The organism is Paenibacillus sp. FSL H8-0122 (assembly GCF_038005345.1).
In the GTDB taxonomy this organism is placed as follows: domain Bacteria; phylum Bacillota; class Bacilli; order Paenibacillales; family Paenibacillaceae; genus Paenibacillus_AQ.
Genome location: NZ_JBBOTB010000001.1, coordinates 5,326,552 through 5,347,937, shown reverse-complemented (window position 1 = coordinate 5,347,937; position 21,386 = coordinate 5,326,552). Strand labels below are relative to the sequence as shown.

Sequence of the window (21,386 nt, the reverse complement as noted above, 5' to 3'; positions counted from 1 at the left end):
AGCTGTGTCGAGTGAATATTGAGAATTGGAACGGCGGCGACCCCGGTACATGTTGCAGAAAGGCGGTAGGTTGATGAAAAAAATAGCGGGTGCCAGGCAGAATAATCCCTTATTCCGCCAAGTCTATGAGTTCATGCTGAACCGGATGGAGCGGGGGGAGTGGAGGGCCGATGATAAACTGCCTTCGATCCGGCTGCTGGCGGAGGAGCTGGGGGTTCACCGGCTGACCGTGTTCAAGGCTTACCGGGCGCTGACCGAGAGCGGCAAGCTGTATGTCAAAGACAAATCCGGTTATTATGTGGCCCCGGGCAGCAGGCTGAACCCTCCGCCGGACGAAGGCTCGGCAGTGCCTGGATATATGGTCAGGAGCCCGATGTCCGATATTCAGCGGCTGCCGGTCACGTACCAGTTCTCCCAAGCGTTGATTGATCCGGGCCTGCTGCCGAACCTGTTCCTGTCCGATTATGTCAAAAAAGTCTTCGATCTCTACCCGAAGGTCATGGGCACCTACTCCACAGTGGAAGGGGATGAAGAGCTGCGTGTTACGCTGAGCAGCCATTTCGAGGAGCGGTATAAGCTCCAGTTGTCGGCCCGCGAGCTGCTGATTACTTCAGGCGCACAACAGGCCATCAATCTGATTGCCGGGATCATGCTTGGTCCGATGGATGTTGTGCTGGTGGAGCGGCCTACGTATAGTGTGGCGCTGGATATTTTTCGGCGGGCAGGGGCGCGGCTGGTAGCTGTGGATATCTCGCCGCAGGGCTATGATCTGGCGGCGGTTGAGGAGCTGATGCGTAAGAATAAGCCGCGGATGTTCTACATCAACCCAACCCATCATAACCCGACGGGGTATACAATTCCGGCGAAGCAGCGCAAGCTGCTGGTGGAGCTTGCGGAGCGCTACCGCTGCCTGCTCGTGGAGGATGATCCGTTCCGTGACATGTACTTTGGGGAAGAGCCGCCCCCGCCGTTCTTCGCCTATGATACGGAGGGCTGGGTGATGTATATTAGCAGCTTCAGCAAATATGTGGCCCCCGGCCTACGGATCTGTGCGGTGGCCTGCCGTTATCCGTTCATGGAGCGGCTGATCGCCGCCAAGTCCTTGGCGGATAACGGGACGCCGCTGCTGAATCAGAAGATTTTCCTGCATTATTACACCTCGCCGCGCTTACAGCAGCATCTCGGCAAGCTGCGGATTGCCCTTCAGGTGCACAAGGAGATTATGGAGGAGGAGCTCGCGGCCACCGGCTGGGAATGGACAACTCCGCAAGGCGGGCTTAATCTGTGGGTCAAGCTGCCGGACAGTATTCCGGTAGCTAAGCTGCTGGCCCGTTGCCTGGAGCAATCCATCTCCTTCGTTCCCGGTGAGCTCTGCGATCCGCTGGGGGAGATGAAGTCCTGGCTGCGTCTCAGCTACTCGTTCGCCAGTGAAGCCTTGCTGCGCGAGGGGATGCAGCGGCTCACCGCCATTGCGCGGGAGATTGAGGCGGGGGAATAGATGGCGGGCGTGTGTAACCTTTCTCTGGAAATTTCCGTCTGAGGGTTATAAGGAGCGTGATATTGATGGTAACGAGAAGGAAAATGCGGGGCGCCTGTCTGATGACTCTCTGTACGCTGATTGTCTTCATGACGCTGCTGACTGTGCGCCCGCAGGTAACCTATGCCTGTTCTTGTGCAGTGTCTCCTTCACCGCTGGAAGCAATGGAGAAGAGTGCAGCTGTTTTTGAAGGAACAGTAGTTTCGATTAAAGAGAAATTTAAAATTATGCAGTCAAGCGCTGATCCGGTGCAGGTAACCTTTCAAGTGGGAGCCCGGTGGAAGGGTGAATTGGGGGAGAAGGTTACTGTAACTACGGCATCATCGGGGGCGAGCTGCGGCTTCGAGTTCACCAAGGGGGAACGCTACATCGTGTATGCAGGCGGAGAGGAAGCTGTGGGTGAGGAAGGAACAGCTAAGCTTACAGTCAGCTTGTGCAGCCGGACCGCATTGTTCTCTGGTGCCGAGGAGGACCTGAATGAGCTAGGCGCTGGAATGTCAGGGGGCTCGCCCACGGAGCCGCCCGGGATCGCTGATGATCAAGGGGCGGCCTCTGGTAATAACCCAACAACTGAAAATAATCCAACGACCGTGCCTGAAACAAACTCTGTATCTTGGCTGATTTACGCTGGAGCAGGTATCGGTATAGTAGTCCTTGGAGCCGTCGCAGTGATTCTCCTGCGCCGCCAATCTAACTCGCGCAAATAATCCGGAGTACTTGCAGTAACTCCTGATTGAAGCGAACGCGGGCCCGCGATGAGCATAGGAAGGGCAGAAGTGCACCTGAATTCAGCATACGCGCGCGAAAGGAGCGAATGAGGAGCACTAGTGCACCTGAATGCAGCGGATGCGCGCGAAAGGAGCGAATGAGGAGCACTAGTGCCCCTGAATGCAGCGGATGCGGGCGAAAGGAGCGAATGGGGTGCACTAGTGCCCCTGAATGCAGCGGATGCGGGCGAAAGGAGCGAATGAGGAGCGCTAGTGCACCTGAATGCAGCAGATGCGCGCGAAACGAGCGAATGAGGAGCATTAGTGCACCTGAATGCAGCGGATGCGCGCTAAACGAGCAAATGAGGAGCACTAGTGCGCTTGAATTCCCCGGATGCGGGCAAAAGGAGCGAATGAGGAGCATTAGTGCACCTGAATTCAGCATACGCGCACGAAACGAGCGAAGGAGGTGCACCAGTGCACCTGAATGCAGCAGACTCGCGCTAAATAAACAAAGGAGGGGCATTAATGCCCCTCCTTATTCGTTATGCTCCTATTCCATCAGAGCCGATAAAGCCGATGCTCTGTGAGCCAGCTGATCAGCTCTTCCATGCACTGCTCCGGTCTGTGCTCCGCTGTGTGCAGCGTCAGCTCCGGGTCAGCCGGGGCTTCATAAGGATCGGAGATCCCGGTGAAGGCCGGGAGCTCACCGGAGCGGGCCTTGGCGTACAGCCCTTTGACATCCCGCGCTTCGCAGACGGGAAGCGGGCAGTCCACATAGACCTCGACGAAGCCCGGCAATTCCTGCCGGGCATAGCTGCGCATCTCAGCATAAGGACTGATTACCGAGACCACGGTAATCACGCCATGCCGGTTCAGCATCCCGGCGAGGTAGACCGCCCGGCGGATGTTCTCGAACCGGTCCTCGCGGCTGAAGCCGAGTCCACGGCCCAGGCTGCGCCGCAGTTCATCGCCGTCCAGCCATTCCACTGCCTGGCCCTGCTCCCGGAGCCGGTCTGTGAGCAGCGCGGCAAGCGTAGACTTGCCCGCCCCGGACAGACCTGTAAGCCATATCGTTAATCCGGCAGAGGGCTTGTGTGCTTGTAGCTTACCCGTAGTCATTACTCTGTCCTCCCTGCGCCGTAAGGAATCCGCTCCAGCAGGCCGGAGCCGTAGATCTGCTCCAGGCCCAGCTCCGGCATATGAATATAGCCGATGTAGCAGTCGCAGACCTTCATGCGGCAGCTACGCTGGGCCGCCAGCCCTTCCAGTCCGTCGCGGTAGAGGTTGCCGATGACCGCACGGTCCTTGTAGCAGCGCTTCACCAGGCCGGGGCCCTGCACGTAGAATACGCTGCTTCCGGCATTACAGCTGGCGCCGAGGCTGTCGTAGTCCATCGCATTAATCTGGAAATGCGGGTCTATCCCGCTCAGGAAGCTTATATCCTCCGCTGTATAATAATCCCGCTTGTCCTTGTAGGCATTCACCCACAGATAGACGTCCTCCGGCAGGGCCGCACGCAGCGAGGCGATAGCCGGGAAGGCACTATGAACCCCCACACTGCCTACGCTAAAAGGAATCCCCCGGGCGTATACACTCATGCACTGCGCCAAGAACCGCTCCTCACTGACCTGACCCGGATGATAGGTTGCCCAGAAGGCTGCCTTGGCCGGGTTCAGTTCAGCGGTGAAATCAAGCCGGGCGGACAGATTAGTCTGGATGGCGACCTTGTCCACATGCTCCAGATGGGACAAGGTAATCAGCGCCTCCCGGTACCAGCGGTGCGTCAAGCCTTCGCCATACGGATTGAAAAAGATAGACAGGCGATGGCCTGCGGCCCCCTGCTCCGCTACCCAGCGGACAAAGGTCTCAAGACCGGCGCGGTCTTTGGCGAGGGTGGCGGCGCTGTCTTTGGTTTTGCCGAAGGGGCAGTACGGACAGTCATAGTTACAGGAGGAGAGGGAGCCCCGGTAGTAGAGGACTGCCTTCATGGCAGGATGAACTCCTGCATCTGCTCGCGGATCTCACCGGAGATGAACCAGTCACCGATGGAATCGGAGTAGCCCAGTCCATCTGGAGTCAGCCGCAGAATGCCCTCATCATCCGTGGCGAACCCGCTCTGTACCAAGAGGCCAAGCTCGGGGTGATCCTCCCATAGCGTATTCCCGAAGCGCTGGTTATAGTCGGCAATCGTCAGCCCTTCGCTGTGCAGGATGGCTTTTAGAATGAACCGCCGTTTCTGTTCGGCGAGGCTCAGCACGATGCCATAATCGGCTGTATCATAACGCTCTGCTGCAACATAATCCGCAATGATGCTCTCCGTGGCCTTGCGGCTGACGCCATAGCGGGAGGCATAATGAACATTCCGGGTATAGGAACGCGCGCCGCAGCCGAGGCCGACCATCCCTTCCTCCTGGCAACTGTAGTCGAGAATATTCTTGCCGGTCCCGGCGTCCTCCTTGGCGAATCTGCGCATCGAGAATTGCCGGTAGCCACGCTCTGCCAGTACTGCACGTGCTGCTTCATAGCATTCGTGGCGGATATCCAACTGGTTCACCAGGTCGCCCGGCTTCACAATCGTATGCTCACGGGTGTAGAGCGGATAGAGGAAGATTTCCTCCGGCTCATGCAGCAGCGCCTGGTTCAGCGAATAGAGCCAAGAGTCCACCGTCTGCCCCGGGAGTCCGTAGATCAGATCCAGATTGAGAATGGGAAAATCAAACTGCCCCAGCAGCTCCAGCGCACGGTACACCACCTCGGGGTCCTGCGGGCGGTAGATCGCAGCCGACTCGGCGGCCACGAAGCTCTGGATGCCCATACTGACACGGTCCACGGTATGCTCCTTCAGAATCGTCAGCTTCTCCTCCGTCAGCGTTTCGGGTGAGGTCTCCACGGAGATAGAGGTGGTTCTAAGATCAACCCCCATGATATCCGTTGCAATCCTGAACAGCCGGTTCAGCTGCGAGGGTGCCAGAAGACTGGGCGTTCCGCCGCCGATGGCGAAGCGCGCGTAAGGTTTGTGCTTGGTGAAGACCGCCCACTCCCTCGCCTGCCGCTCCAGTGCGTCAACGTATTCGGCGTGCACATTCGCTCTTTTATCAGGCAGCGTGAACAGATTGCAGAAGCCGCAGCGTGCGCCGCAGAAGGGAACATGCATATATAAGAAGAAGCTCTCCGCAGGCTCATCCCTCCACAGCTCCTCTAACGAAACAGGCGGATCAAGCTCGCGGTAAGCAGTTTTGTGCGGATAGGAATAGAGATAATTGCGGTAGGGATGGGCTGTGATCTGCTCCGTCCATTGCTGAAGCTCCCCAGCGGAGAAGGGAGGCTGTCCGTCTTGGTTCATATGATGAAGAGATTGCCGGATGGACGTCATACGTTCTCCTTCCTTGTGCGGGATCGAATTTCAGTTCAATGCTTATAAAATAAATTCCCGGTACGGAACATTCCATACCGTGTCATGCGCCAGCCGGTGGCCTTGGTAGCCGTCCTCTCCGTAAGCCGTACCGTGATCGGAAAAAGCCAGACAGAACACCGGATTGCCCCGCTTACGGAACGCATCGAACAGACGCCCCAGCTCCCCGTCGGCATAACGCAGCGCTGCGCGCTGGCTGTCCACCGAATCCTTGCGCGCACCCGGCAGGAACATATGGTTCGGGCCATGGATCGCCGAGACATTCATGAACAGGAACAGCCGCTGGTCCTGCGGGGTGTTGCCGAGCAGCTTGAGCGCATGGTTCACCTGATGCTCCGTCGAGCGCGGGTTCGTGACCCCGAAGGTCATCCGCCAGTAGCTCTGCTGGAAATAACCGGGGAGGACGCGGGCGAGGGGCACTTTTTTACTGAAAAAGATTACGCCCCCGATACACACCGTCTGATAACCCGCCGCTGCCAGCCCCGACACCATATCCGGTGTATCGAACAGCCAGGTATGGGGGTGGGTCTTCAGCCCGGTATTCCTGGAATGGAACAGCCGCACATGCTCAGCCTTATTTGTGTTCGCCGGAGTGGGCAGGAAGCCGCCAAAGAAAGCGTGATGGGCCGCATACGTGAAGCTGCCGGGGGTATGCCGCTTCTCCCAGGAGCCGCTGCCGCACAGATTGGGGCAATTCGCCTCCTCCAGCACAGCCGCATCGTAGCGAAGAGTATCGAGTGTGATCATTAAGATATCGTGGGTGCCGACGATGGTATTCATATCGGTCATGGGGCCGGATTCCTCCTAAGACAGCTGCTTCATTTCCCATTCGTAGGTGCTGCAGCCTTGGTATTCAACATCGTACAACAAGTCGCCAAAAGGATTCACATCCGCTGTATACATCCGCCCGGAGCTTCCCGCCAGCACATCGATGCCCGCGATAGAGCAGCGTGGAAAAGCGGCCAGCGAAGCCTCCGCTGTCCGGCGTACTTCTGCCTGCTGCGCCTCGCTCAGCCCGGCTTCCGCCGGAGTCATCCGCCGGCTGCGCAGATGCAGATTCGTAATCGGTGTGGAGCTGACTCTGGCGACAGCGTGGCAGGCTTCTCCAGCGACAACCAGCTGGCGGATATCGAAGGAATGCCCGTCCTTGCCGGGCTTCGGAATCCACTGCTCGGCATAGGCGCCGTGGCGGTAGAGCCAGTTAATGATTCCTGCAAGGCGGGCGGAATCGGTATAACGCTGCAGCTTGCCGGAATTATAATACACCGGGGGACGGGTGATATAACTCTCGACTCCGATGGTGGTAACCGCCGACTCAGCTCCTGTTGCCGGGTTCAGCTGATAAGCAATCACGCCGGAAGCAGCGGAGCCGCTGGCCAGCTTGATGAACACGCGGTGCATCCGCTCCGACAGCATCATCTGGCGCAGGGATGCGTAATCCACGGGGACTTGTCCGCCGCTGCCGCGAAGCGGCCGGGGAACAGGGACGCCGGACTCCGCGAGAATCTGCTGGGTCCGGCGCTTGTCCGTCATGGCTGCGATCTCCGCCGGATCGTTGGTCCAGCGTGAGGCGGGCAGGAGCTGCCCGGCCTCCTGCCGGAGCCGCGCCAGCAGGCGGCAGTATCCGCGGAACCACTGGGACGGGTGATGCAGCACGCCGGGCAGGTCCTTCAGGGCTGAGGCCGCTTTGAAGCTGAGCGGCCTCAGGTCCGGCTGCTGCCCGAACGGGTGCAGCGAGTCGTCTTGGTCCGGCGCATCCGGTGCGCCCAGCGCGATAAGCGCGCGCTCCAGCGCGAAGCTGCCGCCGGGGGACTCCAGCCGCAGCAGTGGCGGGGACGCTGCGGATGCCGATGCAGCGTGCCCGCTGAAGCTGCCGCTCGGAGAATCCGGCAGCAGGCGCTGCGCTTCCGCTGCGGACCCCTGCGCGGGTTGCCCGCCGCTCCGGCGGTCCGTTGTAGCCGGCTGTGCCGGAACCGGCCTCCCGTTCAGCGCTGGCGGTTCCGGCATTGCGCTACGGAGCAGCCGGCTCACCTGTTCCGGCAGTCCGGCTGCCTGCTGCTGCACAGCCTGCTCCAGCAGATCAGCCAGCGGCTGGCCCTCCAGCAGCCCGGCGTAGGGAATCAGGAGCGCCGGGGGCATCCCGAGACGCGAGCGCGCCTGCTGGATACCGGCCGAGCGCCGGTCGCCGGGCTGGCAGAAGACAATCAGCGGTGCGGCGGGCTGCATTATTCTGTGATCGACGGATAACGCCAGTCATCATCGTCATCGGCCTGCTGCTGGTCGCTGACATCCACCGGCAATCCGCTGTTCTTCAGGCGCAGCATCATCTCGTCAGACATGTAGTGATGGCTCAGGTTGAGCAGCTTCAGTCCCTTCACCCGCTCGCTGGCGAGCAGCGCCTCAGCGCCAGTGTCGCTAAGCGTACCCAGTGACATATCGAGGGTATGGAGCTGGTCCAGAATCGGTGCATCCACCAGGGCGGCGGCAATTTCGTCCTGAATCTCACTGTTTTTGAGTCCGAGATAGGTAAGCTTAGGGAACTTTCCAGGCTCGATCAGCGGCAGGAGATCCTCCAGTCCGCCGTCGAAGCCGTAATTGTCTACACCAAGGTATAATTCCAGCTTGCGCAGATTCGGCAGGCGGGAAGCGGCAATGTCCGCCAGCACGGCCTTACTGAGTCCGCCGGTAATAATAATGAGTTCTTCGAGCTTGTCATGCTGCAGTTGGCTCAGACGCAGATCGGTACCGCCTTGTGCAGTCAGGGATTGCAGCTCAGGATAAGCGGACAGCAGCGGCGAGAGATCGGTCTGGTTAATCCACGAGATTTCACATTCCTCATAGCTCATATCCCCGATGAACAGCTTACGCAGTGCCGGGAAGCTGGCGCTGTGCTTCACCAGAGCCTGAACGGCTTCCTCCGAGGTGTTCTCGTAGGCTTGACCCCAGTCGCCAATCGTAAGGCTGGTCAGGCCGGCGGCTTCAGGACTTCCGCTTAAGTGTTCAATCTCCGTCTCCATCCGCTTGCCTTCTTCAAATGCATCATAATCAATACTGAGCTTCACTGCTGTCATGAACAATCCCTCCCGGAAAATAGTAGCTTCCAAATCACCCTAACATGTAGTGAGAGGGAGAGTCAAATGGCAGAGGAACAGGTGCACCTATTTCCCCGTTAACGCCCGTAACCACGGGGTTGTACAGGTCAAATGTAATCGAAAAACCGATCACATTTAGCGTGGCGGTGGCGTGTGGTCCCAATGTAGTCGAAAAACCGACCACATTTGGCCTGGCGAAGGCGCGCGGCCCCAATGTGGTCGAAAAACCGACCACATTGGGCCTGGCGGTGGCGTGTGGTCCCAATGTGGTCGAAAAACCGACCACATTCGGCCTGGCGGTGGCGTGTGGTCCGAATGTAGTCGAAAAACCGATCACATTCGGCCTGGCGGTGGCGTGTGGTCCCAATGTGGTCGAAAAACCGACCACATTTGGCATGGCGGTGGCGCGCGGTCCCAATGTAATCGAAAAACCGATCACATTTGGCACGGCGGTGACCCCCGCCGCGAAGGATGCGCCCAGAGCGCAAAAAAGCACTATCCGCCCGTCCGGGGGAATAGTGCTCTGCAGGATTTACACCCAGCCGAACAGCCGGGCTGCCGAAGCCACCGCGAAGGTTACGCCGATAGCGATAGCGAGCGGGATTACAGCGGAGAGCACGGCCCATTTCAGGCTTTTGGTCTCCTTGTAGATGTTCACGAGTGTGGTGCCGCAAGGATAGTGGAGCAGGGAGAAGAGCATCATATTCAGCGCCGTCAGCCAGGTCCAGCCGTGGCTCAGGAAGATGTCCTTAATGCTGCCGAGACCTTCGATATCGACCATGGCCCCGGAGGACATGTAGCCCATCAGCAGGATAGGCAGCACAATTTCATTGGCGGGCAGGCCGAGGATGAAGGCCATAATAATGAAGCCGTCCATGCCGAGCAGCTGCGCGAACGGATCGAAGAACGCAGCCATATGATTCAGCACACTCTCCCCGCCGACAAATACATTGCCGAGAATCCAGGTGATGATCCCTGCCGGAGCGGCCACGATAATGGCGCGGGTCAGCACATTGAGGGACTTTTCCTTGGAGGAGCGGACAATGGTCTTCCAGATCTGCGGGCGGCGGTAGGGCGGCAGCTCCAGGGTGTAGTGGGTAGGCACACCGCGCAGCGCGGTTTTGGACATGATCCACGATACGCTCAGGGTGACGATAATTCCCACCAGTACGATGCCCATCAGCACCAGCGCCGTCGAGAAGGTACGCAGTGCCCCGGTGGTTGCCGCCCCGACCATGAACATGGAGGAGAGCAGAATAAGCGTAGGCCAGCGGCCGTTGCAAGGGACGAAGTTGTTGGTCAGAATGGCCAGCATCCGTTCACGGGGCGATTCAATAATGCGGGTGGACAGAATAGCGGCAGCGTTGCAGCCGAAGCCCATCGACATTGTCAAGGCCTGCTTGCCATGTCCCCCGGATTTCTTGAACAAGCGGTCCATATTAAAAGCGACTCGCGGCAGATAGCCGAAATTCTCCAGCAGCGCGAACACCGGGAAAAAAATCATCATAGGCGGCAGCATGACGCTGATGACCCATGAGGTGCCTCGGTACAGCCCCAGCACAAGGACGCCGTGCAGCCAGGCCGGGGCATGAACAGCCTCGAAACCGGCGGTCAGATAGCCTTCGATCCAGCTGAAGAGGGAGGCAATCCAGCCGGAAGGGTAGTTGGCTCCGGCAATGGTAATCCAGAATACCAGGCCAAGGCCGGCCAGCATAATGGGGAAACCCCAGATTTTTGAGGTGACGATATTATCCAGCTTGTAGGTGCTGCCCAGCTTCTTCTTGTCGTGATAGGTAACAGCATCGCTGCAGATTCCGGCCGATACCCCGTAGATTCCGCTGACGATCTCGTCACGGACCGCTCCTTTGTCTGCCAGCTTTTTCGCGGTAGCGAGCAGGGAATCAAGCGGGTCTTGGCCGTTAATGGCATGCGGTGACTCCATGGCGGGCCACCTCCTTCGCTACAGATATACCCTTGCGTCCCATATGGGCTTTGAGGGAAGCCAGCAGGCTGTGGTCACCGTCCAGCAGACGCAGGGCAATCCAGCGTGCCGGATATCTGGCGCCGACCGTCTGTTCCACCATCGGGATCAGCTCGGCAATGCCCCGCTCAATCTCATCGTTGTAGGTGATCTTCAGCGGCTCAGCCTTGAATTCACCGGTCGCTACGCGTGCGATCTGATCCAGCAGCGCTTCAATACCGATCCCGTTGCGGGCTGAGATGGCCGTGACAGGCACCCCGAGCCGCTCCGCAATCCGCTTCAGATTAATATCAATGCCCAGCCTCTTGGCTTCATCGATCAGATTGATGCAGACTACGGCGCGTCCCGTAATCTCCAGCACCTGCAGGGCCAGATTGAGGTTGCGCTCCAGCGACGTTGCATCCAGAACCACCAGCGTGACATCCGGCTCCTCGAAAATAATATAGTCCCGGGCCGCTTCTTCATCGGCGGAATTGGAGTAGAGCGAATAGGTGCCGGGAAGGTCAACGGCCCGGTAAGTATGCTCCTTGTGGGTGAACCGCCCTTCGGCGGTGACTACGGTTTTGCCGGCCCAGTTGCCGGTATGCTGGCGCATCCCGGTCAGCAGGTTGAACAGCGTGCTTTTGCCCGTATTGGGATTGCCTGCAAAAGCAACGGTATATTCGCTCATCCTTCTCCGCCTCCAATCAATTCGCCATAAATGAGGGAACTCTCTTCCCGGCGCAGGGCAATGGTAGTATTGCTGATCCGGTAAGCCGTAGGGTCTCCAAGCGGACTGCGCCGCAGCACTTCTACACTATTCCCGGCGACAAATCCGAGATCAAGCAGTCTTCTCCGCAGCACGCCCTGGACCTCGATGCCGCTGATCCGCAGCGTGCTGCCGTTCGTAGCTTCAGACAATGGAATTACGGATCCAGCCATAAGCTCTCCCACTTTCGTATGAATAATGAATGAATAGTTATAGTTATCCTTAAGTATGAAATATGCACTTGTATAGTATATTGTGCAGGGCACAGAATATTGCATCCTGCCACAAGATTAGTATACGTAAATAAATTTGTCCTTGCAACAATAATGTTTCCCTAGGGAAAGATAAATACAGCAAGATTTATCAAAAGTATTTCCGGTGTCTGCTATATACTTTGAGTTGTGGAGGGGGTGAGAGTCATGCACTATCAGTTGATTCACAAAAGCATCGAATTTATTGAGCAGCATTTGGAAGAGGATTTGGATTTGGAGAAGGTGGCTAAGGCAGCAGGGTTATCCAAATATCATTTTCACCGGATTTTTCGCAAATACGTGAACAAAAATGTCCATGAATATATCCGGGCCCGCCGTCTCAGTCAAGCAGCCAATCTCCTGCTGTATTCCGAGACACGAATTCTTGAGATTGCGCTGCAGTACGGCTTTGAGAGCCAGGAGGCTTTTACAAGAGCCTTCAAGGAAATCTATGATTTGCCGCCTGCACAGTACAGATCGCAGGTGAGACTATTGATTCAAGAAAGAGAGGTATATACAATGTCAGAGATTACAGGCTGGTATATTACAGGTACCCACCAGGAGAAATATAAGGTCGAGATCGATCTCCGCGTCTGCTATAAGACAAGTCCCTCCATGCATCTTCGTTCCAGCGGGGAAGCTGCGCAGGACGACAATGGTTTTGGAACCTTGATGCAGCAGTTTCAGGCAAGAGAATATCGGGGGAGACGGATGCGCTTCTCCGGGTTCGTTAGAACGGAGGAGGTCACCGGCTGGAGCGGCCTGTGGATGAGAGTGGATGATAATAAGCAGAATATGTTAGCTTTTGACAACATGCAGAACCGGAGCATACAGGGAACCACGGAATGGAACCACTATGCTTGCGTCATGGATATTCCGTCCGAAGCCGATGTGATCAATATCGGAATTCTGCTGAGCGGAAGCGGACAGGTATGGCTGGGGGAATGTGAATTCGAGGAAGTAGGCAAGGAGGTTCCCGTAACGGATGGCTCTACAGGTGCGGAGAACCTTCCGTCCGGGCCGCAGAATCTGAAGTTCGACCAGCAGCCGGAGCACTCTGCTTCAAGCTGAACGCTGTAACCGGCCCCGCACCCAGATCGACAGGGCCAGCAGCAGCGGAATGGCGACCTGGAAGAGCGGGTCAAGCTTCAGGCTCGGCCCCAGGCCGACGGCGATATGCTGGGTGTAATCCCGCTCCAGGAATGAGGAGCCGTAGATGACTGCCCCCACAGGGAAGACCCACCATTTCGCCGGTTTGCCGGTCAGCTCTGTAAGAGCTTTTACGGAACAGAAGTAGAAGAGCATCATCTTGATCAGCAGCCCCAGGAAGAGCTGGATCGTGACCAGAATATCAAGCCGCTCGACAAATTTGAGATTAGACAGCACCCGGACGGTTTTGAGAAAAGGCAGCTGGCTCACTCCCGCGATCGCCGGGCCGAGGACGGCCACATTCAGCGCGTTCATGAAGATCAGGAATGCGCTGATGAGCAGATAGGCGTTCACGGTGTATTTTACAGGCACACCGGGCTTCTCCCATAGCGTCCACAGCATCAGAAAAACAATCATCTGCCCGAAAGGAAACGAGACGATCTCCGGCAGCGCCGCTTGCAGAACCGGCATTACCCCGCCCTCCATCACAGGTGCCAGGCGGCCCAAATCAATCGCCCCCATGATGCTCAGCATCAGAACGAGCAGGAAATAGAAGAACAGCATGACCGGCAGCAGCACCTCAGGCAGCCTGAAGACAACCTCCGCCCCCTTCCAGATCGCATATAGGGCCAGCAGCACGAACACCAGCATCGTAATGGCCATCGGGGTTCTCGGCAGCATGGTCATCGCCGTCAGCTCGCCGAGGTCGCGGACATTGCGCATGGACTGATAGGCGAAGTACAGGCTGTAGACCGCGCCGATGAACGCTCCTGGAGCTGTGCCGAAATGAGCCTTGAGCATTCCGATCAGATCTGTGCCCGGAGACCGGTGCTGAATCCACATCAGCACAAGGAGCAGGGCGAAGCCCGCCGCTGAACCTGCACACATCGCCAGCCAGGAATCCTGCTTGGCGGTGCCCCCAAGCAGGAACAGCGGCGTGCTGCCGATTTCAAACAGCATAATCATGAACGCAATCTGCAGGGAAGAGACCTGTTCTTTGTTCACCATGATTGCATCTTTAGCCTCCTAACCAATAGATAATGGCTCTGCCGACAGGCTGGAAGAACGCCGTATACAGGCTGCCCAGCGATACATGAGGGGTATTGGTAATTCCGCATAGATTAAGATACGCCCCGTACCCCATAATGCAGCCAAGTAAGAGCCGTCTCCGGCGGCGCTCTTCTCCGCGTAGCTTCGTCCACCCCCAACCATAGGCAAGCGCATAGAGTATAAGAGTAATAGCTATTTTCATAGATATGCTCCCTTACTTCTGCTGAACAGACTTGAATGATTTATTACTGAGTCCGGTCCGTTCTATCTCGATAGAGACCTGCGGGCGGATCTCAATCTCCTGAAAGACGCTGTCCCAGCTCTTCTCCTTCTCAATCTGCTTCCAGCGCTTCGGATCGCTCCGGTGCACTCTCACAGCAAATCCGGTGACGTCTGCCCCCAGCTGCTTGACCTCCGCCCAGGCGTTATTCATTAGCTCCAGCACCCGCTGCTCCAGCGAGGCCTCCATTTCACTGATCGCCTTGCGGTCGTTCAGGTCCATGACACTGCCAAGCTCCGTCAGCACACCGCTGCCCTTGACGTTAACCTCCATCACATAATGATCCTTGTCCCAGACAGGGTGGACGGTGGTGGACGAATTCTGCAGGATGAATGAAGCATCCAGCTTGTCGCTTGCCCCCGGCCGGGAGGGGAAGGCGATGGTGGCAGAATCAACGTTATCGGTCAGAAAAGAAAGCCCGAACGCCTGCTTCTGGCTAAGCCAGCCCGCGAACGTGTCTCCTTTAATAACGCCCAGCCTTCCCAGCGCCAGCCGCGAGGGCAGATCTGTTACCGCTGTCTCACTGGTCTCATCCATCGTCCGGGAGCCGGTTAACAGTATCTCCGGCAACACCGCGCTTTTGGACTCGGAGGACAGCGCCATCGCCAGCTCATACAGCCGGGTTCCCGGATAGTAGGACAAGAGCCTTGATTCCTGTTCGATCATAAGCTGGATGCCGGCGCCCTGATTCTTGGTCATTTGCATCAGCTGATCCAGAATCATCCCGGCATCTCCCTGGGAGATGAACACAAATACCGTTTCTCTGGCATCCTGCTTGCGCAGGAACATATCAATCAGCTGATTGATCCCGTGTCTGGCCAGGCTCTCGCCGATGACGGTGATTCTGGAGTGGGAGAAGAACATCTCCCGCGTACTGGTCAGATTCGTTCGTTCAATGGCTTCCATGATCGTCCGCCCCTTGACGGTGAAGGTGAGGAATGGCGGCGAGCTTGTGCTGCCTCCTCCGCTGCCGCCCATCCCGCTGGCGCCGGAGGAAGGATTGATGACCTGGTACGTGGCCTTCCACTGATTGTCCTCCCAGTCATAGGCTGAGCCGGAGGTAATGCCCAGTTCGTTAAGCTCCCGGTCATCCCAGCAGCCGGAGAGTAGAACGGATAGAAGCGGGAGGCAGAGCAGGAGGCGCAGCAGAGTGCCCGGTTTGTTCATGTGTCCCATCCTTTCCGCTTGGAGCGCGACTTCTGCACCTTATTCAGCAAGACCGCGCCCAGCGGAACCAGCACGTTGAACAGGCAGAAGACCACGAACCGGCCTTCCTGATTGTAGTTGTTCAGCTTGGCTGAGCTTTGCCAGGAGAACAGGCATTCCAGGGCAATAATCAGACCTAGAGCTCCAATGAAGGGCCGGCTGCTGCTGACCCGGAACGTCTGCTTGAAGCACTCCACTGTCACGAACAGGAAGATCGCAAATTTCAGATAGATCGACAGCACCCAGTAAGAGATGAAGAGAATATCCAGCTTCTCTATGAACCGGCCGATCCGGAGGATGCTGATGGTAGCGAAGCCGGGGTAGGCACTCAGCTTAATGAATTCCGGGCCAAATACCATCAGGGCGGTGATCAGAATGAACATCATCAGGATTGCAACGAACAGCAGGCCTGTCCAGCCGATAATCTTGGCTCTCTGCGGATATTGCAGATAAGGGGCCAGAAACAGCAGCACCGCCACTTCAGACATCCATGCAGTCGGTGTCAGGCTCGCCAGGGTGATCTCAGCCAGACTATGGTCGAACATAGGCAGCAGATGATGCACGTTCAGGTCGTTGTACAGCCCTAGCAGATACAGCGGTACGAAGAACAGATAGAGCAGAATAACCAGACTGTTCACTCTGGCGATAGCTTCAATGCCCTGCCTTACCATATAGATGGTGATGAAAAGAATCAGAATGACAAGCACCGTGATCGGAGTATTGATCAGGACGTTGTCTTTAAGGAAATTAACGAATTCACGCAGAATGGTTGCCGTGGTGTCCAGGTAGAACTGGAGCATCAGCAGTCCGAGAATCACGGACACTACCGGAGAGCTTTTCTCCCCGACCCACTCCAGAAAAGGAGCACCGTTGCTGCTCTGAATTACCGCCCCGACAATCCACGCTATTAGCAGCCCCGCCACGGTAGACAGGATAATCGCTAGCGGAGCGTCCTGCTCTGCATAGGAGCTGATAATGATAGGAAGCACGACGGTAGCTGTCGGCAGTATGGTATTGACGACAAGCATGACGGCCTGGGTGGTGCCGATTTTTCCATTCATGCTGGACCCTCTCCCTGCGGCTTGGGCTGTGCCGGTGATGGATTAGCGGCATTTTCAACGGGCTGCGGCTTCTGGTTAGGGGCTTGTCTGCGGGTCTCCTTGCCCAGATTGGTCTTGGGACGCATATTCATGCTCCACAGCGGAACGCGGATGAAGATATCCTTCAGATAACGGGGAATCATCGGCGCTACCGGAGACAGATAGGGAACTCCGAAGGAGCGCAGGCCTGCCATATGAATCAGCAGCACCATCAGGAAGGACATAATGCCGAACAGGCCGAGCGAGGCAGCGATGAACATCATCACGAAGCGGATCAGCCGGATGGAGTTGGCGATGGCCAGTGACGGAATTACGAAGTTCGAGATGGCGGTAAAAGAAACCACAATGACCATTGCCGCCGAGACCAGCCCGGCCTGAACGGCAGCCTGCCCCAGCACTAGCGCACCGACGATAGAAATAGCCGGCCCGATGGTGCGGGGCATACGTACCCCCGCTTCACGCAGGACGTCGAAGGTCAGCTCCATCAGCAGTGCCTCTGCGAAGGCGGGGAGCGGAACGCCTTCCCGCTGGGCAGCCAGACTGATCAGCAGCGTGGTCGGCAGCATCTCCTGGTGAAAGGTAGTAACGGCAATATAAAGTGCAGGCAGCAGCATAGAGACGAAGAACGCACCGTAGCGGATCAGCCGCAGAAAGGAGGAAATATCATACCGCTGGTAGTAATCCTCGCTGGATTGAAAAAAGTTGAAGAAGGTGGACGGGGCCAGCAGCGCAAAGGGAGTGCCGTCAATGACAATCCCCACCTGGCCTTCCAGAATGCCCCCGGCCATGGCGTCGGGACGTTCGGTATTCTGAATGGTGGGAAAAGGCGTCAGTCCGCCGTCCTGTATGAATTCTTCAATATAATTGCTCTCCAGAATGGCGTCGGTATTGATGGCGTTCAGCCGGCGGCGGATTTCGGTCAGCACCTGTTCACTGGCGAGGCCCTTCAGATAGACGAGGGCAATTCTGGTCCCGGTACGTTGGCCGACGGTATATTCCTCAATCCGCAGATCAGCAGTTTTCAGGCGGCGGCGCAGCATGGAGGTCCCGGTACGCAGGCTCTCGGTGAAGCCTTCCTTGGGCCCGCGGATCACCCCCTGGGAGGTCGGCTCATTAATGCTTCTTTTCTCCCAGCCGGAGGTGTCGGCGGCCAGTGCGACCTGAAGCCCCTCGAACAGAATCAGGGTATAGCCGTCAAAAAGCAGGGGCAGCAGCACCTCCAGGGTCCGGGCCTCCTTCACTCCCCCAACCGGCAGAATGTGCTCCTTTATCAGATCGAAGGCAGCTTCTGTGGTCATCTGATCTCCGTTCAGCGTGCTGTTCTCCATTAAGGACTGGAGGACCGCCTGATTGACGGTATCGGCGTTGACCAGACCGTCAATATAAATGAAGGCAAGGGTAAGTGGAGGCTTGGCTTCACTCTTATAATGGCGGATGACAATATCGGAGCTGCTGCCGATCCGGCGGCTGAACTCCTGCAAATTCTCCTCAAGGGAGAGCTTCAGCGGAAGCGGTGCAGGCACGGAGGTTTCTACAGGATCATTGGTAGTCTGGCGGCTCTTCTTCGTTTGCTGAGGCATCTCGGGGGGCTCCTTTATGCTGAAATCTGGATGTGCTCCCTGTATTATCCCCCGCTGGCGGATTCCTTATTCTGCCTGATTACAGACTGAACTGAGCCCGCTTGAGGAGCCGCTGGAATCCAAAAAAAGAAACTGCCCTTAGGAATGGCGGCTTCTCAGCATTCCATAAAGGCAGTTTTATAAACACACTTTAGATTTGAACTCTAAGCTGGGTACATTATTTAGTCTGGACGACCAGCGCATTGCTGATCAGGCGTCCCGGAGTCGTCAAGTACTTGCCGTTATAGTACAGGCCGCTGGAGGCACCGCCATCGAGGTTCATTGCCTGGTAGGCTCCGGCCTGCTTCATAATTTCCGCCAGCTGGGGGATGGTTGCCCCGCCGGAGGTCAGCAGAATCAGCTTATGGTCGCGGGTGATGCCCAGTGCGCTGCGGGAGCCTCCGCCGGTCAGGATTTTGGGGTCCCGGAAGCCCTCGGCTGCCACATTCAGCGCGACCTTCCCGTTGACCAGCAGCCGTGGTCCAGCCTGAAGTGCGCCGTGAACGGAGCCGGCATCGAAGCGGGCTTTGAATTCACTGCCCGGAATCAGCTCAGCCAGCATATTGCGGTCGTAAGCGAATACTGCCCGTTTGTCTCCGGGGCTGTTCTTCAGCATCTTGCCGCCGCTGATGATGTAGCCGTAAGGAGCCTTGAAGGCGCCGTCAGTATAGGCGGCGAAGAATGTGCCGTTGATCGCTGCGGCGGCATTGCTGCGCTTGGCGATGCTGGCAAGGGCTTCCGTCTTGCCGACGGTATTCCCGGCCAGAACGGCATCCAGCTTCACTGAAGGATGCAGCAGGGAGACCGTGACTGTCTGGACGCTGAAGGAGCGGCCGCCGACCTTGTAGGTATGATGTCCGCTGACTACAGCGGGCGAGCCGCTCTTGATCAGGCTGCCGTTCTGTACAGGCAGGGTGGCTGTCTCAGCGGTGCCTGTATCAGCCCCGCTTGTCAGCGTAAGCGACCCGGCCTCCTTGTTCCACTGGAGCTGTATGCCAAGTGTCTGGCTTACAAGAGATAAGGGGACGTAGGTAGTCCCGTTCTCACTGAAGGGCCGCACACTGGAGGTAACGGGCTTACCGTTGACTGAAGCCCCGGGCTTGCCTGGAGTGAAGGTAATGGAATTCCCGCCGCGTGACATCTGAATCTGGCCGCCGGAAGCGGTAAGCACAGACTGGATACCGGCGAAGCCGTTCAGGAAGCGGAGCGGGATGAAGGAGTGATTCTCCTTGTCCACATAAACGGCAAGCTTGGCCTGCGGCGCCGCAGCGGCACCGGTTTGCATGGCTGGAAGAAGGACAGCCAGCAGACAGAAAGCGGTAAAGAGGGTGAGCATTTTTTTCATGATACACAAAATCTCCTTTGGGTTATAGCAGGTTGATCTGCAGGTTAGGATGATTCTGGAACAGGCCCCAGAATGCAGCACTTGAGCTACCATCATATAATCGTCTTCCGTTACCGTCAATGGAGCATGCATCCAGCAGCGGGTTAGTTTATAATGGGATCACATTAGAATATCTGCATATAAGGGTGGTAGCGATCATGACAAGAATAGGCTTAATCCGGCACGGCAGCACACGCTGGAATCAGGAGGGCCGGGTACAGGGCCACACGGATAATCCTCTGGACGAGGAAGGCTTCCGGCAGGCCGGCGTGCTTGCGGAGCGGCTAAGCGGTGAAGCGTGGGACTATATCTATTCAAGCGATTTGCAGCGGGCCAGACAGACGGCGGAGACCATCGCCGGGAGGCTGGGCATCCCGCTGGCCGGTCTCCTTCCGGACATCCGGGAGATGAACGGCGGATTAATTGAAGGAACCACAGAGAGTGAGCGGATCGAGCGCTTCGGCAGCCAGTGGAAGACGATGGATCTGAAGCTGGAGAGTACGGAGCTGGCCCGTAAGCGGGGAGTCCGGGCGATTGAAGAGCTTGCTGCCCGCCATCCCGGCAGCAATGTGCTGGTAGTCAGCCACGGGGCTATTCTGCGGAGTACGCTGGCCGGACTTGTGCCTTCCCTGGATGTGAGCGTGCTGCTGAAGAACACCTCTATCACCTGCCTGGTCAAAGAGAATGACAGCTGGAGCTGTGAATTGTACAACAGCGCGGAGCATATGGACGGATAGGACGGGATATTTCCGAGCATTTCATTACAATAAAGCGCCGGTCCTGCCGATAATATGCTTAGTGCTGATCCGGTGGGGGTATTAATGTCCAGCATCCCCTGCGGGAGTTGTTCAGAATATGTTCAGTCGGATCCTGTACAGTAGCGCTTGAAAGCGATAAAACCAACAATTCATTGATAGGCTGAAGGAGGGCGTAAGACTAGTGGAAGAGGCCCGCAATTATATGCTGACGATTCTATCCATACTTATAGGGGTCCTGACCGTATATAGCACGCTCAGATTGACAAAGGATTTCTCCAGACAACCGCAAAGAACCCGGGCGGTCCGCTCGAGTCTTGTGGTGCTGGTAATTAGTGCCGGGCTTGGCGGCATGCATCTGCTGGGCAGAAGAGCCTTAACCGGCTTCACTACAGAAGGCAGAAGCCTGCTGATCTCTTTGTTCCTGTACATGCTGACACTTGCCGGTATACTATATCTGTTCCTGCGGGTGCGCATGATCCTTGGGGAGCGTGACCAGCTCAAGGAGTTGGCATACCGGGATACGCTGACCGGCCTGCTGAACAAGAACGGAATGGATCATTTCTGGGATCACTGCAAATTGAGCGAGCAGCTGTCGGTGTTATATCTGGACCTGAACCGGTTCAAATCGATTAACGATACCCTCGGCCATCATACAGGGGATCTTTTACTGGAGGCCGTAGGAACCAGCCTGCAGCAATTTACCTGCAAAGGCAAGCGGCATATTTTCCGGGTGGGCGGAGATGAATTCGTCATTATCGCCAAACGCTGCAGCCGTAAGGAGTCAGAGCAGCTTGCCCTTAAGGTTCTGGAGCGCATCACCCGGACCTATAAGCTGGAGAGCCATGAATTATTCGTGTCCGCCAGTGTAGGCGTGACAATTAGCCAGGGCCGGATTGACCCGAAGCAGCTGCTTCAGGAGGCGGATTCGGCTATGTACAGTGCCAAGCAGCTGGGAAGCGGGCGTTATGCCGTATACAAGCAGGAGAGCCGTATTCCTTCCGTGAAGCTGGTCAGCAGCTCAAGAGCGCAATAAATATTTCGTTCAACAGGCGAAAAACAGCATACATTGCTGCACGCAGGTAATCTCATTCACCCGCAAGGGTGATTTT

General features: G+C 56.9%; 21 protein-coding genes. 6 read left to right on the top strand and 15 right to left on the bottom strand.

What is annotated here, in order from left to right; translation table 11 throughout:
• Positions 1-73 precede the first annotated feature (73 nt).
• Both NSS64_RS23140 and NSS64_RS23135 read left to right on the top strand, forming a co-directional pair.
• On the top strand, positions 74-1,498 hold the full coding sequence (locus NSS64_RS23140) for an aminotransferase-like domain-containing protein (RefSeq protein ID WP_341141668.1): 1,425 nt from the start codon (positions 74-76) through the stop codon (positions 1,496-1,498).
• 65 nt (positions 1,499-1,563) lie between these two features.
• Positions 1,564-2,244: a hypothetical protein gene (locus NSS64_RS23135; protein ID WP_341141667.1), complete on the top strand. Its 681-nt coding sequence runs from the start codon at positions 1,564-1,566 to the stop codon at positions 2,242-2,244.
• Positions 2,245-2,805: 561 nt separating this feature from the next.
• Here NSS64_RS23135 and cysC read toward each other — a convergent pair.
• From cysC to NSS64_RS23105, 6 genes are all read right to left on the bottom strand, one after another.
• Positions 2,806-3,366: an adenylyl-sulfate kinase gene (gene cysC, locus NSS64_RS23130; RefSeq protein ID WP_340991281.1), complete on the bottom strand. Its 561-nt coding sequence runs from the start codon at positions 3,364-3,366 to the stop codon at positions 2,806-2,808.
• A complete protein-coding gene (locus tag NSS64_RS23125; RefSeq protein ID WP_341141666.1) occupies positions 3,366-4,235 on the bottom strand; it encodes an STM4011 family radical SAM protein in 870 nt (289 codons plus the stop codon). Before NSS64_RS23125 ends, cysC begins: the two co-directional genes overlap by 1 nt.
• Complete coding sequence (locus NSS64_RS23120) at positions 4,232-5,590, bottom strand: STM4012 family radical SAM protein (protein ID WP_341142884.1); 1,359 nt, start codon at positions 5,588-5,590, stop codon at positions 4,232-4,234. Before NSS64_RS23120 ends, NSS64_RS23125 begins: the two co-directional genes overlap by 4 nt.
• Positions 5,591-5,662: 72 nt before the next feature.
• Positions 5,663-6,448, bottom strand: coding sequence for an STM4013/SEN3800 family hydrolase (locus NSS64_RS23115; protein ID WP_340991283.1), 786 nt, complete (start codon positions 6,446-6,448; stop codon positions 5,663-5,665).
• A 15-nt stretch (positions 6,449-6,463) separates the two neighbouring features.
• A complete protein-coding gene (locus NSS64_RS23110) occupies positions 6,464-7,885 on the bottom strand; it encodes an STM4014 family protein (protein ID WP_341141665.1) in 1,422 nt (473 codons plus the stop codon).
• On the bottom strand, positions 7,885-8,730 hold the full coding sequence (locus NSS64_RS23105; RefSeq protein WP_341141664.1) for an STM4015 family protein: 846 nt from the start codon (positions 8,728-8,730) through the stop codon (positions 7,885-7,887). The genes NSS64_RS23110 and NSS64_RS23105 overlap by 1 nt, the downstream gene beginning before the upstream one ends.
• Before the next feature lie 119 nt (positions 8,731-8,849).
• On the opposite strand from NSS64_RS23105, the gene NSS64_RS23100 reads away from it, so the two are divergent.
• Positions 8,850-9,401 carry a hypothetical protein gene (locus NSS64_RS23100; RefSeq protein ID WP_341141663.1) on the top strand — a complete coding sequence of 184 codons (552 nt, stop codon included), beginning with the start codon at positions 8,850-8,852 and terminating at the stop codon, positions 9,399-9,401.
• Here NSS64_RS23100 and NSS64_RS23095 read toward each other — a convergent pair.
• From NSS64_RS23095 to NSS64_RS23085, 3 genes are read right to left on the bottom strand one after another with little or no spacing between them, the layout of a single operon-like run.
• Positions 9,284-10,693, bottom strand: coding sequence for a nucleoside recognition domain-containing protein (locus tag NSS64_RS23095; protein ID WP_340991289.1), 1,410 nt, complete (start codon positions 10,691-10,693; stop codon positions 9,284-9,286). The genes NSS64_RS23100 and NSS64_RS23095 overlap by 118 nt on opposite strands.
• Positions 10,671-11,402 carry a FeoB small GTPase domain-containing protein gene (locus tag NSS64_RS23090; protein ID WP_340943670.1) on the bottom strand — a complete coding sequence of 244 codons (732 nt, stop codon included), beginning with the start codon at positions 11,400-11,402 and terminating at the stop codon, positions 10,671-10,673. Before NSS64_RS23090 ends, NSS64_RS23095 begins: the two co-directional genes overlap by 23 nt.
• Complete coding sequence (locus NSS64_RS23085) at positions 11,399-11,653, bottom strand: FeoA family protein (RefSeq protein WP_340943667.1); 255 nt, start codon at positions 11,651-11,653, stop codon at positions 11,399-11,401. Before NSS64_RS23085 ends, NSS64_RS23090 begins: the two co-directional genes overlap by 4 nt.
• Before the next feature lie 246 nt (positions 11,654-11,899).
• On the opposite strand from NSS64_RS23085, the gene NSS64_RS23080 reads away from it, so the two are divergent.
• A complete protein-coding gene (locus tag NSS64_RS23080; protein ID WP_341141662.1) occupies positions 11,900-12,802 on the top strand; it encodes a helix-turn-helix transcriptional regulator in 903 nt (300 codons plus the stop codon).
• Here NSS64_RS23080 and NSS64_RS23075 read toward each other — a convergent pair.
• From NSS64_RS23075 to NSS64_RS23050, 6 genes are all read right to left on the bottom strand, one after another.
• Positions 12,794-13,888 carry a GerAB/ArcD/ProY family transporter gene (locus NSS64_RS23075; protein WP_341141661.1) on the bottom strand — a complete coding sequence of 365 codons (1,095 nt, stop codon included), beginning with the start codon at positions 13,886-13,888 and terminating at the stop codon, positions 12,794-12,796. The genes NSS64_RS23080 and NSS64_RS23075 overlap by 9 nt on opposite strands.
• 10 nt (positions 13,889-13,898) lie before the next feature.
• Positions 13,899-14,132, bottom strand: coding sequence for a hypothetical protein (locus NSS64_RS23070; protein ID WP_155991300.1), 234 nt, complete (start codon positions 14,130-14,132; stop codon positions 13,899-13,901).
• A 12-nt stretch (positions 14,133-14,144) separates the two neighbouring features.
• Complete coding sequence (locus NSS64_RS23065) at positions 14,145-15,377, bottom strand: Ger(x)C family spore germination protein (protein WP_340943658.1); 1,233 nt, start codon at positions 15,375-15,377, stop codon at positions 14,145-14,147.
• Positions 15,374-16,477, bottom strand: coding sequence for a GerAB/ArcD/ProY family transporter (locus NSS64_RS23060; protein ID WP_341141660.1), 1,104 nt, complete (start codon positions 16,475-16,477; stop codon positions 15,374-15,376). Before NSS64_RS23060 ends, NSS64_RS23065 begins: the two co-directional genes overlap by 4 nt.
• Complete coding sequence (locus NSS64_RS23055; protein ID WP_341141659.1) at positions 16,474-18,096, bottom strand: spore germination protein; 1,623 nt, start codon at positions 18,094-18,096, stop codon at positions 16,474-16,476. Before NSS64_RS23055 ends, NSS64_RS23060 begins: the two co-directional genes overlap by 4 nt.
• A gap of 217 nt (positions 18,097-18,313) precedes the next feature.
• On the bottom strand, positions 18,314-19,480 hold the full coding sequence (locus NSS64_RS23050) for a phosphodiester glycosidase family protein (RefSeq protein ID WP_341141658.1): 1,167 nt from the start codon (positions 19,478-19,480) through the stop codon (positions 18,314-18,316).
• Between the two features lie 197 nt (positions 19,481-19,677).
• Here NSS64_RS23050 and NSS64_RS23045 point away from each other — a divergent pair, with 197 nt between their 5' ends.
• Both NSS64_RS23045 and NSS64_RS23040 read left to right on the top strand, forming a co-directional pair.
• The gene (locus NSS64_RS23045; protein WP_341141657.1) at positions 19,678-20,256 is read left to right on the top strand and encodes a histidine phosphatase family protein; all 579 of its coding nucleotides are present in this window, start codon (positions 19,678-19,680) and stop codon (positions 20,254-20,256) included.
• Positions 20,257-20,458: 202 nt separating this feature from the next.
• Entirely contained in the window at positions 20,459-21,310 is an 852-nt protein-coding gene (locus NSS64_RS23040) for a GGDEF domain-containing protein (protein ID WP_341141656.1), read from the top strand.
• Positions 21,311-21,386: the final 76 nt, after the last annotated feature.